Annotated in this window: 14 protein-coding genes; 9 read left to right on the top strand and 5 right to left on the bottom strand. The window is 62.4% G+C overall.

The window, feature by feature from the left end; all coding sequences use genetic code 11:
- The 3 genes from BLW80_RS07240 to BLW80_RS07230 all read right to left on the bottom strand — a co-directional run bounded on the left by BLW80_RS07240 (nt 1) and on the right by BLW80_RS07230 (nt 4,086).
- Nucleotides 1–972 carry a TAXI family TRAP transporter solute-binding subunit gene (locus tag BLW80_RS07240; RefSeq protein ID WP_068729346.1) on the bottom strand — a complete coding sequence of 324 codons (972 nt, stop codon included), beginning with the start codon at nt 970–972 and terminating at the stop codon, nt 1–3.
- A 39-nt stretch (nt 973–1,011) separates the two neighbouring features.
- The gene (locus BLW80_RS07235) at nt 1,012–1,983 is read right to left on the bottom strand and encodes a TAXI family TRAP transporter solute-binding subunit (protein WP_093757459.1); all 972 of its coding nucleotides are present in this window, start codon (nt 1,981–1,983) and stop codon (nt 1,012–1,014) included.
- Nucleotides 1,984–2,070: 87 nt separating this feature from the next.
- The gene (locus tag BLW80_RS07230; RefSeq protein WP_093757458.1) at nt 2,071–4,086 is read right to left on the bottom strand and encodes a TRAP transporter permease; all 2,016 of its coding nucleotides are present in this window, start codon (nt 4,084–4,086) and stop codon (nt 2,071–2,073) included.
- 200 nt (nt 4,087–4,286) lie between these two features.
- Between BLW80_RS07230 and BLW80_RS07225 the strand changes: the two genes are divergently transcribed.
- The 7 genes from BLW80_RS07225 (at nt 4,287) to BLW80_RS07195 (ending at nt 10,513) form a co-directional block, all read left to right on the top strand.
- The gene (locus tag BLW80_RS07225; RefSeq protein WP_093757457.1) at nt 4,287–5,234 is read left to right on the top strand and encodes a TAXI family TRAP transporter solute-binding subunit; all 948 of its coding nucleotides are present in this window, start codon (nt 4,287–4,289) and stop codon (nt 5,232–5,234) included.
- A 29-nt stretch (nt 5,235–5,263) separates the two neighbouring features.
- Nucleotides 5,264–6,265 carry a tetratricopeptide repeat protein gene (locus BLW80_RS07220; RefSeq protein WP_093757456.1) on the top strand — a complete coding sequence of 334 codons (1,002 nt, stop codon included), beginning with the start codon at nt 5,264–5,266 and terminating at the stop codon, nt 6,263–6,265.
- Nucleotides 6,266–6,268: 3 nt separating this feature from the next.
- On the top strand, nt 6,269–6,802 hold the full coding sequence (locus BLW80_RS07215) for a tetratricopeptide repeat protein (protein WP_244528031.1): 534 nt from the start codon (nt 6,269–6,271) through the stop codon (nt 6,800–6,802).
- A gap of 66 nt (nt 6,803–6,868) precedes the next feature.
- A complete protein-coding gene (locus tag BLW80_RS07210) occupies nt 6,869–8,779 on the top strand; it encodes a propionyl-CoA synthetase (protein WP_093757454.1) in 1,911 nt (636 codons plus the stop codon).
- A gap of 148 nt (nt 8,780–8,927) precedes the next feature.
- Complete coding sequence (locus BLW80_RS07205; protein ID WP_093757453.1) at nt 8,928–9,194, top strand: hypothetical protein; 267 nt, start codon at nt 8,928–8,930, stop codon at nt 9,192–9,194.
- A gap of 181 nt (nt 9,195–9,375) precedes the next feature.
- Nucleotides 9,376–10,068, top strand: a complete 693-nt coding sequence (locus BLW80_RS07200) for an OmpW/AlkL family protein (protein ID WP_093757452.1) — start codon at nt 9,376–9,378, stop codon at nt 10,066–10,068.
- Between the two features lie 226 nt (nt 10,069–10,294).
- Nucleotides 10,295–10,513: an alkylphosphonate utilization protein gene (locus tag BLW80_RS07195; RefSeq protein ID WP_011665834.1), complete on the top strand. Its 219-nt coding sequence runs from the start codon at nt 10,295–10,297 to the stop codon at nt 10,511–10,513.
- Between the two features lie 11 nt (nt 10,514–10,524).
- Here the strand turns inward: BLW80_RS07195 and BLW80_RS07190 are convergent, their stop codons facing one another.
- Nucleotides 10,525–10,854, bottom strand: a complete 330-nt coding sequence (locus BLW80_RS07190) for a potassium channel family protein (RefSeq protein WP_093757451.1) — start codon at nt 10,852–10,854, stop codon at nt 10,525–10,527.
- Between the two features lie 166 nt (nt 10,855–11,020).
- On the opposite strand from BLW80_RS07190, the gene BLW80_RS07185 reads away from it, so the two are divergent.
- The gene (locus BLW80_RS07185; protein WP_170849602.1) at nt 11,021–11,611 is read left to right on the top strand and encodes an SMI1/KNR4 family protein; all 591 of its coding nucleotides are present in this window, start codon (nt 11,021–11,023) and stop codon (nt 11,609–11,611) included.
- 101 nt (nt 11,612–11,712) lie between these two features.
- Here BLW80_RS07185 and BLW80_RS07180 read toward each other — a convergent pair whose 3' ends face one another.
- Nucleotides 11,713–12,408, bottom strand: coding sequence for a DUF1013 domain-containing protein (locus BLW80_RS07180; protein WP_093757450.1), 696 nt, complete (start codon nt 12,406–12,408; stop codon nt 11,713–11,715).
- A gap of 245 nt (nt 12,409–12,653) precedes the next feature.
- On the opposite strand from BLW80_RS07180, the gene ispH reads away from it, so the two are divergent.
- Nucleotides 12,654–13,619, top strand: a complete 966-nt coding sequence (gene ispH / locus BLW80_RS07175; RefSeq protein ID WP_089267676.1) for a 4-hydroxy-3-methylbut-2-enyl diphosphate reductase — start codon at nt 12,654–12,656, stop codon at nt 13,617–13,619.
- The last annotated feature ends 5 nt before the right edge of the window (nt 13,620–13,624 follow it).

Raw genomic sequence — 13,624 nt, 5'->3', positions numbered from 1 at the left:
TTATTTCCCGATACCCTTTTCCTTGAAGTATTTCAGCGCGCCAGGATGGAACGGCACCGGCGAGCGCTCCTGCACCTGGTTGTCGAGCGAGAAGCTCTCGGCCTCCTTGTGCACGGCGACGATGTCGGCCTTCTTCTCCACCAGCGTCTTGACGATGTTGTAGGCGTCGTCGTCACTCATCTTGTTGCCGGTGACGATGATGTTCCAGACTTCGGTATTGGCGTTGTCCTTGTCCATGCCGGGATAGATGCTCTTGCTGATGGTCGAGGGCGAATACAGCTTGCCGTATTTCTCGTTCATCTTGGCGGCGAGGTCGGCATGGTCGACGAACTTGATTTTCATGCCGGGTGTGGCGGCGAGATCGGTGACGGCGGCGGTGGGGACGCCGCCGACCCAGAAGAAGGCGTCGATCTTGCGGTCCTTGATGGCGTTGACGGACTCAGCCACGCCGAGACGCTCGCGCTTCATGTCCTTGTCCTTGTCGAGACCGGCGGCCTCGATGACGCGGAACGCCATCACTTCGGTGGCACCGCCCGGCGAGCCCGTGGAGACGCGCTTGCCCTTGAGATCCGACATCTTCTCGATGCCGGCGCCCTCGATGGTCACGATATGCATGCGGTTCGGATAGACCACCAGCAAGGTCTGCAGCGGGACCTTGCCGCTCTTGAACTTGTCCTGGCCGTTCAGCGCGTCGAGCGCGGCGTCGGCCATGCTGAAGCCGAGCTCGCTCTGGCCCGAGGCGATCAGCTTGAGGTTATCGACCGAGCCGCCGGTGACTTCCGCGGTGGCCTGGGTGTTCGGCAGCGCCTTCGACAGCACATTGGCGATGGCGCCGCCGAGCGGATAATACACGCCGCCGGTGCCGCCAGTGCCGATCGCCATGGTCTTCTGCTGCGCGATGGCCGCGCCTGCAAGGCCGGCCGTGGCGACCAGCGCCACGGCAATCGATGTCTTTCTGAAACGCTTAAACATGGTTGTCCTCTCCTCCAGTTTTGATTGATGTCGCGGTGACTATTTCACCGCGCCGACTTCCTTGAGATATTTCAGCGTGCCGGGGTGATAGGGCGCCGGCGACTGCGCTGGTGTCTGCGTGGCGAGATTGATGTTCTCGGCCTCCTTATGGACGGCGACGAGATCGGCCTTGTTCTCGAAGATCGTCTTCGTGATCGCATAGGCCGTCTCATCCGACATCCTGTCGGTGGCCATGATCTGGTTCCAGGCGGCGAAGCCGCGGCTGTCGGTGGTCTGGCCCGGATAACTGCCGGCCTTGATCACGCTGGGCGCGAAGATCTGGCCGTATTTCTTCACGATCGGCTCTAACAGGTAGTCGATATCGATCAGCTTGATGGTGACGCCCGGCGTAGCCGCGAGATCGACCACCGCAGCCGTCGGCACACCGCCGCCCCAGAAGAAGGCATCGATCTTGCGATCCTTGAGCGCGGACGCGGATTCCGCGACCGACAGACGTTCGCGCTTGACGTCCTTGTCCTTGTCGAGGCCCGCGGCTTCGAGCAGGCGGAAGGTCTGCGCCTCGGTGGCGCTGCCCGGCGCGCCGCCCGAGATGCGCTTGCCTTTAAGATCGGCGAATTTCTCGATGCCGGTGCCGGCGATGGTCACGACATGGACCGGGCTGGAATAGACGGCGACGATGGTGCGCAGTGGAACGGGTTTCTTGAACTTGTTCTCGCCCTTCACGGCGTCGGATGCAACGTCGCCAGTCATGAAACCGAGATCGGCCTGGCCGGTTTCCAGCAGCTTGATGTTGTCGACGCTGCCGCCGGTGACTTCGCCGGTGGCCTGGGTATGCGGCAGTTTCTTCGACAGCAGGTTCGCGAGACCGCCGCCGAGCGGATAGAAGATGCCGCCGGTCCCGCCGGTCGCAATGGCGATGGTCTTGTCTTCCGCAGAAGCGCCGGTCGCCGCGCAGGCGAAGCCGAGCAGTGCAAGGCTGAACGCCCTGTGTCTGAAAGCTGTCCATCTCATCGCGTCACTCCCTGAAGTCGGCGGCGCCGCTTATCTGCGGCGTCCGCTGTCATGCGATAACTTGACGTTATTCGTTTCTGTCGTTGGTCATGCCGGCGCCGGTTGCGTCCTCGTCCTTGCCTGCCAGAGCAGCACGCCGAGGCCGATGATGAGGCCGGGCACGAATGTGTAGCTGATGTCGCGACCGATGATCGACTCGATGATCGCCTCGATCAGGCTCGGGAACACCAGCAGTAATCCCGATAGCAGAAGCAGGCCGCGCTCGATCGGTGTATTTTGTCGCAGTGCCCAGTTCTGCGCGACGGCGGCGAGTGCCAGCAGTCCCAGCGTGGTCTTGAAGGTAATCTCGACGATGTCCACCCACGAGCCGCCCTTCGGAATGTTCAGCAGCAGGCCGACGCCCTGTGGGTCGCAGACGAAGACGAATGGCACCAGGAACGCCGGCAGTGTGTATTTCCACGACTGCAGCGTGGTCTTGTAGGGATCGCCGCCGGTAATGGCCGCCGCCGCGAAGGGCGACAGCGCGGTCGGCGGTGAGACTTCCGACAGCACCGCGTAATAGAAGATGAACATGTGTGCAGCGTAATCGGGCACGCCGAGCTTGATCAGCGCAGGTGCCGCGATCACCGCGCAGATGATGTAGGACGCGGTCACCGGCACTGCGAGGCCGATGATCCAGACGATCAGCGCCGTATAGATCGCCGTCAGCAGCAGGCTGCCGCCCGCATAGGAAATCACGATCGACGAGAATTTCAGGCCGAGACCGGTGAGCGTGACGACGCCGACCACGATGCCGGCGCAGGCGCAGGTCGTGGCCGCGTTGAGCGCGCCGATCGAGCCATCGGCCAGCGCCTTCACCAGCTTCTTCGGCACCAGCGCAGTGTCCTTGCGCAGGAAACTGAGCACGAAGGTGACGAGGGTCGCGTAGAACACCGACAGTGACGGCGAGTAGCCGATGATCATGAAGACGACGACGGCGAGCAGGGAGATGAAGTGGAACCCGTAACGCTTCATCATCACGCCGAGGCTGAGCTCCGGCCTGACATTGACATTGTGGGCGCCGAACCGCTTGGCATCGATCTCGACCATGATCAGCAGCGACAGGTAGTAGAGACAGGTCGGGATGGTCGCCATCCAGATCACGTCGAGATAGCTGATCTTGAGGAATTCGGCGATCAGGAACGCGGCGGCGCCGAGCACCGGCGGCGACAGGATCGCGCCGAGACCGCCTGCGGCCAGCAGGCCGCCGGCAGCGTTCTTCTCGAAACCGGCCTTGGCCAGCATCGGGGCGGCGACGGTGCCGATCATCACCGTGGTGGCGACGCCGGAGCCGGAAGGCCCGCCGAGCAGGAACGAGGACAACACCACGGTGCGGCCCGCGGCGTTCGACTTGTTCCCCATCAAGGACAGCGAGAAATCGATGAAGAACTTTCCGGCGCCGGACATCGACAGGAACGCGCCATAGATCGTGAACAGGATGATCAGTGTGGCTGACACGTCGACCGCGACGCCGAAGATGCCCTCCAGCGTGATGAAGAGATGGCCGACGAGGCGCGGCAGGTCATAGCCGCGATGGGTCCATGGCGCCGGCAGATGCGGGCCGAGCATCGCATAGGCAATGAAGAACACGGAGACGACGGGCATGATCAAGCCCGTGGTACGGCGCGTCGCTTCCAGCAGCAGCACGATGAAGACGATGCCGACGATGACGTCCATATGATCCGGCAGCGTGGCGCGGTCGGTGAAATCGTCGCCGCCCCACAGCGCATAGGCAATGGTGCCGATGGCGACAATGCCCGGCACGATGTCCCACCAGCGCACGCGATTGCGGAAGCGCGCGGCGACCGGGAACAGCAGGAAGCTCAGGATCAGCGTGAAGGCGACATGGACGTAACGCAGCTCCTGCGTCGGCACGATCGCGTAGGCGGCATAGAGATGAAACAGGCTCATGACGACGGCGATGCCGGTGGAGATCGTTCCGGCCCAGCCCAGCAGGCGATTTGTTGCACCTTCATCGGCTTCGATGAAGGCTTCAGCCTTTGCCAATGCCTCGTCGGAGATGGCAACGGTGTCATCGCTCGTGTTTGATTTCTGGTCAGCCATGTTTCATCCCCCGGGATATTTCCCGCAGCCGGCTTTGCCGGCCTTATTATTCTGAGTGCGGCGCATTCATGCCGTTTTACCCGGCTGGCGCAAGGGCTTACGGGTGAAACTTTCGTCGCGGCAACGGCGTTCGCTATTGCGACGCCGTTGACCGCATGAGGGCTGCGGTTCACCTTCGCGGCCTGAATGACAGGAATAAAATGAGTAGGAGGAAGCGTCTGATAGCCGCCATGACGGGTGTGGTCGTCATGTGCAGCGCAGCGGCACGCGCCGAGCCGTCGATCACGCTGCTGACCGGCAATACATCCGGGATCTATTTTCCGCTCGGCGTCTCGATCGCGATGATCTATGCGGATATTCCCGGCGCGAAAGTTCAGGTGCAGACAACCGACGGTTCGGTCGAGAACCTCTCGCGGCTGCAGCAAGGCACCGGGCAGGTGGCTTTTGCGCTCGGCGACGCGCTGAAAGACGCCTGGGCCGGCAATGCCACGGCGGGCTTTGACGGCAAGCAGGACCGATTGCGGGTGATCGGCGCGCTCTATCCGAATTACATCCAGATCGTTGCCACCAAAGAGAGCGGGATCAGGACGCTGAGCGATCTCAAGGGCCGAAGCCTCTCGGTTGGCGAGCGGAGATCGGGCACCGAGTTGAACGCCCGCGCCATTCTGGGCGCTGCGGGGCTGCGCTACGAGAATCTCGGCGAGATCAGGTATGTCTCCTTTGCCGAATCCACCCAGCTGATGATCGAGAAGAAGCTCGATGCCACGCTGCAGTCTGCGGGTCTCGGTGTCACGTCGATCAAGGAACTCAGCGAAGCCACGGATATCGTCGTCGTGCCGGTGCCGCCCGCGTTGGTCAGAAAGATCGGCGTGCCGTTCAAGCCGGACCGGATTCCAGCCCGGACCTATGTCAGCCAGGACAAATCCGTGCCGACGGCATCGGTGATGAACTATCTGGTGACGAGCAATGCCGTGCCGGATGAACTCGTCTATCAGATGACGAAGCGCCTGTTCGGCGGCCTCGACGAACTCGCCATTGCCCACCGCGCTGGCCACGAGATCCGGCTGGCGAGCGCCGTGAGCAAAAGCCCGGTGCCGCTGCATCCCGGCGCGTTGCGCTACTATCGGGAGCGGGGGCTGATCAGGTAGAGTGGTCCGGCTGGCTTGCTGGGGCTTTCATGGGTCATTCGTTTCGGACGTTGGTTCTGTGCGCCGCTCTCGCGGCAGCATCGCTGCCCCATGCGGTCGTCCGGGCGCAGGGCGCGGCTGAGGCCGCTGCCACCTGCACGAATGACGACACCTTGCCGCCTGAGCAGATGCTCGGCATCTGCGGCCTGGTGATCGGCTCGACGGCGGCACTGCCGGACCGCGTTCATGCCCTGATCGTGCGCGCCGGGCTGCAACTCAGGCTGGAACAGGTCGACCTCGCCGTTGCGGATGGCGATCTGGCGGTTCAGCTCGATCCCCTCTCGGCTGCAGCGCTCGGAGCCCGCGGCAAGGCGCTTGCGGCCGGCAAGAAGTTCGACCGTGCGCTCGACGATTTCGACCGCGCGATCAGGCTGCGGCCGAACGAGGCCCAATTATTTGCGAGCCGCGCCGCGACCTTCGCATCGATGCACGAAAATCGATTGGCCGTTCGCGATTACACCGAGGCAGTCCGCCTCGATCCCAATCGGGTGCAAAGCCTCGTTGAGCGGGCCGCCGCCTATGCCAAGGTCAAACGCTTCGATCTGGTGATCGACGACCAGAGCGACATCATTCGCCTGGAACCGACCGCCGAACATTACGATGCGCGCGGTCAGTCCTATGCGCGCAACAATGCCTATGGCCGCGCGATCGCGGATTTCGACGCGGCGATCAGGCTGGAGCCGAAGGCGAGCTACTTCGTGAATCGCGGAAATTCCTTCAGTCTCAGCGGCGCGTATGACCGTGCTATCACCGACTACACGACGGCGCTGCAGCTTCAGCCGGAGCTGGCGATGGCCTACAACAATCGCGGCGTCGCCTGGCGCGACAAGGGCGACCCTGCGCGGGCGCTGGCCGATTTCGACGCAGCCGTTCAGATCGATTCAACGCTGGATATCGCTTTGCGACATCGCAAGCAGCTTGAGAAATATCGGGTGGCGGCGCGCAAGCCGGCGATCGGATTGCATCCATCCGCCGATGCGAGCACGCGATAGACAATGACTTTTCGCAATTCATATATGGGCAGCGTGCCGCGCGTTATCGGCGTCCTGCTCGTATTATGTTGCGTGGCTCCCGACAGGGCATGGCCGGCGGTCAACGAGCCCGCAGCCACTGCGCCCGTCGATTCCGCACTGTGCGTGGCGGCTGTTGCGTCAGGTGATGACGAGAAGATTCTCGCGGTTTGCAGCACGCTGATCGACAACGAAAAGACCGAGCGGGCCGACCGGCTGAAAGCGTTGATTGCGCGCGCCGGCGTCTACATGCGCAAGGAGGAGACCGACCGTGCCATCGCCGATTACGATGCGGCGCTGCGACTCGATCCGACGCAGGCCGTTCTGTTCAATGCGCGCGGCGAACTCTGGCGCAAGAAAGGCGATCGGCCGCGCGCAGTCCGCGATTTTGGCGCCGCGATCAAGCTCGATCCGCAACTCGACGTGGCGCGTGCCAATTACAAGGCGCTGGCGCAGGAGATCGAGCGGATTGGCGTCGAGATGTCGGTCAAGCCACAACCAAAGGCACCCTTGAAATAGCCTGTCATCCCGTGACAATGACGAGATAATGAACCCCGGCGGTAAAGCCGGGGCGGGAGAGACGCCATGACGACCAACGCATCCAGCCGCTATCACGACGTCCACGCGCAGTCGCTATCCGATCCGGAAGGCTTCTGGGGCGAGGCGGCGAAGGCGATCGACTGGATTGCACCAGCGAAGAAGGTGTTCGATCCGTCCGTGGGTCTCTACGGCCGCTGGTTTGTCGGCGGCGTGCTGAACACCTGCTACAACGCGCTGGATCGCCATGTCGCCGGTGGCCGCGCCGATCAGGTTGCGCTGATCCACGACTCGCCGCTGACGGGTGAGGTCCGGAAATTCACCTATGCAGAGATGCTGCATGAGGTGCAGGTGCTCGGCGCCATCCTGCAGGACCTTGGCGTCGGCAAGGGCGATCGCGTCATCCTCTATATGCCGATGGTACCTGAGGCTGTGGTCGCCATGCTCGCCTGCGCGCGCATCGGCGCGGTGCATTCGGTGGTGTTTGGTGGCTTCGCGGCGAAGGAACTCGCGACACGCATCGACGATGCGAGGCCGAGGCTGATCCTGTCCGCGAGCTGCGGCATCGAGCCCGGCCGTATCGTGCAGTACAAGCCGCTGCTGGATGAAGCGATCGCGCTCGCCAGCGCGAAGCCCGATGGCTGCATTGTCCTGCAGCGGCCGCAGCATGGCTGCGATCTGGTGGCGGGCCGCGATCACGACTGGGCCGAATTGCGCAGCAAGGCGATGGCGGCGAAGAAGTCCGCGGATTGCGTGCCGGTGCTGGCGACGGATCCGCTCTATATCCTCTATACGTCCGGCACGACCGGCAAACCGAAGGGCGTGGTGCGCGACAATGGCGGTCACGCCGTCGCGCTGGCATGGTCGATGTGGAATCTCTACGGCGTGAAGCCGGGCGAAGTCTGGTGGTGCGGCTCCGACATCGGCTGGGTGGTCGGCCATAGCTACATCGTCTATGCGCCGCTGTTCCATGGCGCGACCTCGATCATGTATGAAGGCAAGCCGGTCGGCACGCCGGATGCCGGCGCGTTCTGGCGCGTCATCTCCGAACACAAGGCCGTTGCTTTCTTCACGGCCCCGACCGCCTTCCGCGCCATCCGCAAGGACGATCCGGACGGTAGCTTCATTCCCAAGTATGATCTCTCGCAATTTCGCACGCTGTTCCTCGCCGGTGAGCGCGCCGATCCACCGACGGTGGACTGGGCCGAGAAGCAGTTGAAGGTGCCGGTGATCGATCACTGGTGGCAGACCGAGACTGGCTGGTGCATCGCCGGCAACCCGGTGGGCCTAGGACAACTGCCGGTGAAGCATGGTTCGCCGACGGTGCCGATGCCCGGCTACAAGATCGAGGTCGTCGACGAAGCATCGAAGCCGCTGCCCGCGGGCACCATGGGCTCCATCGTCATCAAGCTGCCGATGCCGCCGGCCTGTCTGCCGACATTGTGGGAGCAGGACGAGCGCTGCAAGGAAGCCTATTTCAACGAGTTTCCCGGCTACTACAAAACCTCCGATGCCGGCTATCTGGATGACGATGGCTATGTCTATGTGATGGGCCGCACCGACGACATCATCAATGTCGCCGGCCATCGCCTCTCCACCGGCGGCATGGAAGAGATTCTGGCCTCGCATCCGGACGTCGCCGAATGCGCCGTGCTGGGCATCAAGGACACGATCAAGGGCGAGGTGCCATGCGGCTTCCTGGTGCTGAAGGCCGGCGTCGCGCGCCCCACTGCGGAGATCGAGAAAGAAGTCGTCGCGCTGGTGCGCGAGAAACTTGGGCCGGTCGCGGCCTTCAAGCTCGCCATCGCCGTGTCGCGCCTGCCGAAGACGCGTTCGGGCAAAATCCTGCGCGGCACCATCAAGAAGATCGCGGACGGTGACAGCTGGACCATGCCCGCGACCATCGAGGATCCGAAGTCGCTGGACGAAATCGGCGCGGCGCTGAAGGGCAGGGTCTGAGCAGACCTTACAAATCCCGCATTTCGCGCTAAACACTCTCACGTCATGCCCGGCTTGACCCGGGCATCCATCTTCCTTTCAAACGGCAAAGCTGGATTGCCGGGTCAAGCCCGGCAATGACAGGGAAGATCAAGTAACGGAACCATGCATGCGACTGACCTCGACCTCTCTCATCGCGCTGACGCTGACAGCAATGCTGCTCAGCGCCTGCGCGCGCCGCACCGACATTCCCATGTCGAGCCTTGGCGATGACGATGACGCGATCTGCCGCGCCAATGGGGTTGCTGTCGGCTCGCCGGAATATGCGGCCTGCCGCAAGGACCGCGACGTTCAGCGCAGCAATTCGATCCAGCGCGCCGATCGTGCGCAGCGCAATCTCGGCGAGTATATGCTGAACAATCCAAGCCGGCCGTAACATCCGCGGATTGATATTCCGCAACACTGTGTCTCCCAAAGGCAACGACCGCGCAGCGAGACGCTGTGCGGTCATTTGCTTTTGATTGAGATCAACGTGTGAGCGCCGCGGCGAGGGTCTTTCGGATTTGATCGGGTGAGATCGTTCACCCCGAACGAATCGAAAGACAGGGCGCTTCGCGATGAAGAGAATTCTGACGACCGTGTCGTTGCTGATGGCAGCAACGGCGATGACCAGCATGGCGACGACGGCAGGTGCTGCCGATCTTCCGGCCGCAACGCCGTATACCAAGGCGCCGGTGGTCGAGGCGTGGAATCCCTGGATGATCCGCCTGCGCGTGCTCGGCGTCATTCCGGAGAATGGGGGTACGGTTCATCAGGTGCCGGGCTCCAGCTTGAAGACCTCCGATCAGGTCGTGCCTGAACTCGACATCTCGTATTTCTTCACGCCGAACCTCGCAGCCGAACTCATTCTCGGCGTGACCAAGCATCACGTCACCGGCGACGGCGCCATTGCCGGCCTCGATGTCGGCAAGGCTTGGCTGCTGCCGCCGACGCTGACCTTCCAATATCACTTCACGCAGTTCGGCGCCTTCAAGCCCTATATCGGCGCCGGCGTGAACTACACCTGGTTCTTCAGCCAGAGTGCCAGCGGCGTGGGCGTGATCAACAGCCGTCTGAAAGACACCGCGGCGCCGGTGCTGCAGTTCGGCTTCGATTACATGATCGACAAGCATTGGGGCTGGAACCTCGACGTGAAGAAGATGTGGATGCGCCCGGACTGGGAAGGCACGCTGGCCGGCGGCGCGGCGATCACCGGTCAGGTCAAGCTCGACCCGTGGCTGGTCGGCACCGGCATCACCTACAAGTTCTGATCCGGCTGAAAGAAATGCGCGGCATCGGTGCAAACCGGTGCCGCGCATTGTCGTGTCGCCGCCTTGCTTCCCCTCTCCCCTTGTGGGAGAGGGTGGATCGAATCCCGCGTAGCGGGTTCGAGACGGGTGAGGGGGCAGCAGAGCTCCGTCTCACCCCTCATCCGGCACGGACTTCGTCCGCGCCACCTTCTCCCACAAGGGGAGAAGGGAAAAGAAGGAAGACATCATGGACATCAAGGTCAGGGATTCGAACGGCGCGCTGCTCGCTGAAGGCGATACCGTCACGCTGATCAAGGACCTCAAGCTGAAAGGCTCCTCCACCGTGCTCAAGCGCGGCACCGTGATCAAGAACATCCATCTCACCGATAATGAAGACGAGATCGAAGGCCGCACTGACAAGGTGAAAGGCCTGGTGCTGCGCACGGAATTTCTGAAGAAGGCGTGACGGCTACGATATCACTCCCGGCCTTCCTCATGCTCGCGGAACGTCGATAGCCGCGACAGGAATGCCAGCATCAGTCCGATGCCGCAGATCGAGAACAGCATCGTGAAGATTTTCGCGATGGCGGTGGTCGGCGACAGCGTGGCGTCGCCAACCGTGGTGAGCGCCATCGCGCTGAAATAGGCGGCGTCGATCCACGGCCAGCCTTCCACGGCGTGAAAGAATACGGCGCCGCCGGTCATGGCGATGGCCAGCAGAAACAGGATCGCGCGAAATTCGGGATCGCGCAGACCGCGGCGGAAGCCGGCCAGCAAGCGCATCAGACCAAGCCAGAGAGATGCCATCGTCGCCACTCCATGCGTTGCCGTCCATGCGCGATGTCGCAGGATTCGATGGCGTTTGGAAAGTGAAGATTATGCGTCGGGCGCGGCCATGAACCTTGCCTTACCTCTGCAGCACCAAGGAAGGCACCGCTCAGGCGGGATCCCTAACGCATAAGCGGAGTACATGATGGCGAACGAGTTCAGGTTCGAAGACTATCCCGATGCGATGACATTCAAGCCGGTGATGGACAAAGCCATAGCGGCCTTTGCCGCGGAGCAGGGCATCGAATTCTCGTCCGATTATACGGCGTTTCTGAAAGCGCATAACGGCTTCTATTTCGATCTCGACACAGCCAGCCCGCTGGCCGATGGCGTCGAGACATTCGATTCGGTGCGCTACCTCCGCGGTCTCGACACCGGCTTCGAATACAACGACCTGCGCGTGTTCCTCGCCGACGCCGATCTCTGGGACAAGGCCTTCCGTGCCTTCTGCTATCCGGTGGCGGAAAGTCACGGCGGCGATCCGATCGTCGAAATCTACAAGGGTAAGGCGAAGGGCAAGATCTACTTCGTCGATCACGAGGTCATCCCGGACATCAGCGAACTGGCTGATGCAGGCGTGAACCTGGAGAATGCCGACGACGTCCTCGCTTACATGATCGACAGACAGGGCTGCTTCATCGAAGTCGCCACGTCGTTCTCGAATTTCATCGGCAAGCTGGTGGCATATGACGATGACGGCAGCATCAATGTCAGCATCCGTCGCCCGCTGGCGTAAGTGGGCGGCGCATCACCTGAAACAAAAAAAACGCGGCGGGATGAACCGCCGCGTTTTCAATTCTGTTATTACCGCCGCGCATCTGTGCGCAGCGCAGCCGCTTATTCGTCGTCGTCCTGCTTCTTGCCGCCGCCGATGCCCTTCAGCTTGGCGAACACGGCATCGACATTGAGGTCGCCGCTGCCGCTCTCGGCGGTCTCCAGCTCGTCCTTGCGGGTGGTTTCCGACGCGGGCAGCAGGGTCGCGCCGCCGTAAGCCTGGTCGGTCGGCTTTTCCTTGGCCGCGCGCTGCACTTCGAAATCGAGTTCGATCTGCGAGCATAGGCCGAGGGTCACCGGATCCATCGGGGTCAAGGTCGAGGCATTCCAGTGGGTGCGGTCGCGGATCGAGGCGATGGTGGTCTTGGTGGTGCCGACCAAGCGCATGATCTGGCTGTCTTTCAGCTCGGCATGGTTACGCACCAGCCACAGGATCGCGCTCGGGCGCTCATGACGGCGCGACACCGGGGTGTAGCGCGGGCCCTTCTTCTTGGCGGCTGGCGGCAGGATCACCTTGCTCTCTTCGAGCTTGAGCCGATAATTCTTGTCCTTCTCGCCCTTTTCGATCTCATCGCGGGTCAGCTGCCCGTTGGAAATCGGGTCCATGCCCTTGATGCCCTGGGCGGCGTCGCCGTCGGCAATGGCGCGGATCTCGAGCGGGTGCATCTTGGTGAAATCGGCGACCTGATCGAAGGTCAGCGCCGTATTGTCGACCAGCCACACGGCCGTCGCCTTTGGCATCAGCGGGGCATTGCTCATGGCACATCTCCTTTGCGCTTCGCCCACCTCTTTCGGAGGCGAAGCCGTCTGGTCATCGGTGATGACGGGAATTAAGGCTCTATATAATCTGTCAGAGGGCAACCGCGCAATGCCCGGCAGTTCGGCCTTGACAGCGCCGCAAACCGGCCCCAAGTCCTTATTCAGACAAGCTCTTTGGCTGAATTTTGCCAATCTGACCCATCGCACCTGCCATTTTGGTGCCCAGGCCCCTGGATCGCCCCGATATGACGACCAAACCGTCCCTGAAAATCGTTCTTTGTTCGCCGCGCGGCTTCTGCGCAGGCGTGGTCCGGGCGATCGATACGGTCGAACGCGCACTCGCGATCCATGGCGCACCGGTCTATGTCCGGCATGAGATCGTCCATAACAAGTATGTGGTGGACAGTCTCAAGACCAAGGGCGCGATTTTCGTCGAGGAACTCGCCGAAATCCCGGACAATACCTCCGCGCCGGTAGTATTTTCCGCCCACGGCGTGCCGAAATCGGTTCCCGAGGATGCCCGTCAGCGCAATTTCTTCTCGCTGGACGCGACCTGCCCGCTGGTGACCAAGGTGCACCGCGAGGCGGCGATCCACTTCAAGCGCGGCCGTGAGATCCTGCTGATCGGGCATTCGCATCACCCGGAAGTTGTCGGCACCGTCGGCCAGCTGCCGCCAGGCGCCGTGCAGCTCATCGAGACCGCTGGAGACGCCCAGACCTTCCAGCCGAAGGATCCGAACAATCTCGCTTTCGTGACCCAGACTACGCTGTCGATCGACGACACCGCCGAGATCGTTGAAGTGCTGAAGAGCCGCTTCCCCACGATCAACGGGCCGCACAAGGAAGACATTTGCTACGCCACCACCAACCGCCAGCTTGCCGTGAAGAAGGTGGCGCCGGTGGTCGATGCGCTGATCGTAGTCGGCGCGCCGAACTCGTCGAACTCGCAGCGTCTGCGCGAAGTGGCCGAGCGCGAGGGCTGCAGGGTTTCGGTGTTGGCACAGCGCGCCAGCGATCTCGACTGGAGCATGTTCGAGGGCATCACCAGCCTCGGCATCACGGCAGGCGCCTCGGCGCCGGAAGTGATCGTCGAAGAGATCATGGACGCCTTCGCGCAGCGTTATGAGCTGCATGTGGAGACGGTGTCGGCTGCTGAAGAAAACGAATTCTTCCCGCTGCCGCGTTCGCTGCGTCCCGAGGCCGCGGCGTAACCGCG

It is taken from the genome of Tardiphaga sp. OK245 (assembly GCF_900108575.1).
Classification (GTDB): domain Bacteria; phylum Pseudomonadota; class Alphaproteobacteria; order Rhizobiales; family Xanthobacteraceae; genus Tardiphaga; species Tardiphaga robiniae.
Note: the sequence above shows the minus strand (reverse complement) of the source record. Positions and strands in the feature narration are given on the sequence as shown.

Bases quoted from the DNA above. Each gene is read 5' to 3' on its own strand.
- BLW80_RS07240 (WP_068729346.1), bottom strand. From the start codon at position 972: ATGTTTAAGCGTTTCAGAAAGACATCGATTGCCGTGGCGCTGGTCGCC.
- BLW80_RS07235 (WP_093757459.1), bottom strand. From the start codon at position 1,983: ATGAGATGGACAGCTTTCAGACACAGGGCGTTCAGCCTTGCACTGCTC.
- BLW80_RS07230 (WP_093757458.1), bottom strand. From the start codon at position 4,086: ATGGCTGACCAGAAATCAAACACGAGCGATGACACCGTTGCCATCTCC.
- BLW80_RS07225 (WP_093757457.1), top strand. From the start codon at position 4,287: ATGAGTAGGAGGAAGCGTCTGATAGCCGCCATGACGGGTGTGGTCGTC.
- BLW80_RS07220 (WP_093757456.1), top strand. From the start codon at position 5,264: ATGGGTCATTCGTTTCGGACGTTGGTTCTGTGCGCCGCTCTCGCGGCA.
- BLW80_RS07215 (WP_244528031.1), top strand. From the start codon at position 6,269: ATGACTTTTCGCAATTCATATATGGGCAGCGTGCCGCGCGTTATCGGC.
- BLW80_RS07210 (WP_093757454.1), top strand. From the start codon at position 6,869: ATGACGACCAACGCATCCAGCCGCTATCACGACGTCCACGCGCAGTCG.
- BLW80_RS07205 (WP_093757453.1), top strand. From the start codon at position 8,928: ATGCGACTGACCTCGACCTCTCTCATCGCGCTGACGCTGACAGCAATG.
- BLW80_RS07200 (WP_093757452.1), top strand. From the start codon at position 9,376: ATGAAGAGAATTCTGACGACCGTGTCGTTGCTGATGGCAGCAACGGCG.
- BLW80_RS07195 (WP_011665834.1), top strand. From the start codon at position 10,295: ATGGACATCAAGGTCAGGGATTCGAACGGCGCGCTGCTCGCTGAAGGC.
- BLW80_RS07190 (WP_093757451.1), bottom strand. From the start codon at position 10,854: ATGGCATCTCTCTGGCTTGGTCTGATGCGCTTGCTGGCCGGCTTCCGC.
- BLW80_RS07185 (WP_170849602.1), top strand. From the start codon at position 11,021: ATGGCGAACGAGTTCAGGTTCGAAGACTATCCCGATGCGATGACATTC.
- BLW80_RS07180 (WP_093757450.1), bottom strand. From the start codon at position 12,408: ATGAGCAATGCCCCGCTGATGCCAAAGGCGACGGCCGTGTGGCTGGTC.
- ispH (WP_089267676.1), top strand. From the start codon at position 12,654: ATGACGACCAAACCGTCCCTGAAAATCGTTCTTTGTTCGCCGCGCGGC.